The sequence below is a fragment of the Pseudomonas sp. BS-2016 genome (genome assembly GCF_001806145.1).
Lineage (GTDB): Bacteria > Pseudomonadota > Gammaproteobacteria > Pseudomonadales > Pseudomonadaceae > Aquipseudomonas > Aquipseudomonas lundensis.
Map to the genome: position 1 here is coordinate 1 of NZ_MLCT01000187.1, position 1,844 is coordinate 1,844.

1 protein-coding gene and 1 pseudogene are annotated in these 1,844 nt (G+C 60.8%); one reads left to right on the forward strand and one right to left on the reverse strand.

All coding sequences use genetic code 11. The features are described 5' to 3' along the window. Positions 1 to 1,366 (reverse strand): glucan biosynthesis protein D (locus tag BKD70_RS23615; protein WP_070415507.1); only part of this gene is annotated, 1,366 nt, incomplete at its 3' end. 304 nt (positions 1,367 to 1,670) lie between these two features. Here BKD70_RS23615 and BKD70_RS24965 point away from each other — a divergent pair. Continuing rightward, a pseudogene (locus BKD70_RS24965) lies at positions 1,671 to 1,844 on the forward strand (DUF533 domain-containing protein); the annotation flags it as partial.

The following is a 1,844-nucleotide window of genomic DNA, read 5'->3' on the forward strand; positions in this document are numbered from 1 at the left end:
CCTTGAAGTCTACGGCGAAACGCCGCGCCCATACCTTCGGATAATGCTCGCCGGGTGCCCAGCCTTCGGTAAAGCCGCCCATGCCCGAACGGGTCGCGTCGACCTGTGCCAGCGGCGTGCTCACCGGCGGCAGTGCGCTCCAGTACAGCTTGTAGCCGTAGTTGAGCGAATCACCCGCGGCCACGGGCTTTTTCGGGGTCCAGAAGGCCACGATATTGTCCAGGGTTTCGCCAGTGGTGGGGATTTCCAGCAAGTCGATGGAGCCTTCGCCCCAGGCCGTGGTCGGTTCAACCCACAGGCTTGGGCGTTTGCTGTACCAGTCGACGGTGTCCTGGTAGCTGGCGAACTCATGGTCGGTCTGCACCAGGCCGAAGCCTTTGGGGTTGGTGTCGGCGAACGCGTTGAATTGCAGCTTGGCCGGGTTGTTCAGGGGCCGGCAGATCCACTCGCCGTTGCCGCGCCACATGGCCAGGCGGTCCGAGTCGTGGATTTGCGGGTGGATGGTGTCGCACATGCGGCGCTCATGGGTGCCGCAGCTGAACATACTGGTCATGGGCGCGATGCCCAGTTGCTCGATGGCGGTGCGCGCATTGATGTGCGCGTCGATCGCCATCACCACTTGGTTGGCCTGGCAGTCGATATCGAAGCGGTAGGCGCCGGTGGCGCTTGGCGAGTCGAGCAGGGCGTAGACCACAAAGCGCGTGGCGTTCTTGTCCGGAGTTTCGAACCAGAACTGCGTGAAATCGGGGAATTCCTCGCGTTTTTTCGCGTAGGTATCAATCGCCAGGCCACGCGCCGAGAGGCCGTACTGGCCGGTGGAATCCACCGCACGGAAGTAGCTGGCGCCGAGAAACGACAGCACGTCATGGCGGTCCAACTCCGGCGCCTTGAACAGCTTGAAGCCGGAGAAACCCAGGTCCCCGGTCAGTTGCTGGGTGTCCACCGTGGTTTTTTCATAGTTGAACAGTGAAGGGCGAAAATGCACTTCGCGGGCTTCACGGGTCTTTGGGTCGACGCTGTGCATACGCACCGGCGTCTTGAAGCCCATGCCGACGTGGAAGAACTGCACGTCCAGTTGGCCGTTCAACTCCTTCCACAGCGAATGGTTACGGTCATAGCCGATGGCGTTGAAATTCTGCGGGGTCATGGTGGCCAGGGTCGGCGGCAGCACCTGCTTAGTGTCCTGGTAGCCACGGGTGGCCAATTGCTTGGCCTGGGCCTTGAGCGATTCGAAATCGAACGCCACGGCCTTGCCATCGGCAGCCCGATTCCCGGCCCAGGCCTGCGCGGCCAGCAGGCCACTGGCCGACAAACCGGTGTAAGCCGCAATGGCCATGGATGCTTTGAGCAAATTCCTGCGGTGCATAGAGACAACCTGTCGTGAGCAAATCCCGCGCCGTTCCTGGCACGTATCGGATCAGAAATAACGGTTCGGACATGCCTTCGGCCAAACGCAACGGACAATAAACAGACGCCGGATAGCTTAAGCGGTTCGATGAACAAGGCAAATTGATTGATGGCGGGATGATGGCGTTGCATGTGCAACAAGACATTTCCAGCATCGCAGGAGGACGTTACATCTGGAAGCACTCTAGATCGCGGCTTTTTGGCACTTAGTTTTACGCTGGAGGCCTATTGGTCCTACGAACCCAAGTGTCTGGAGGCTACGAATGAATACCCGTGGATTGCTCGATCAGTTGCTCAAGTCTGGCCAGGACATGTTGCAAAACAAGGCCGGCGGCCAACGCAAATCCAATGACAAGGGCGCCCTCGGCGGCTTGCTCAGCGGTGGCGGGCTCGGCAGCATGCTCGGCGGTGCCGGCGGCGGCGCCCTGGCGGCGGGG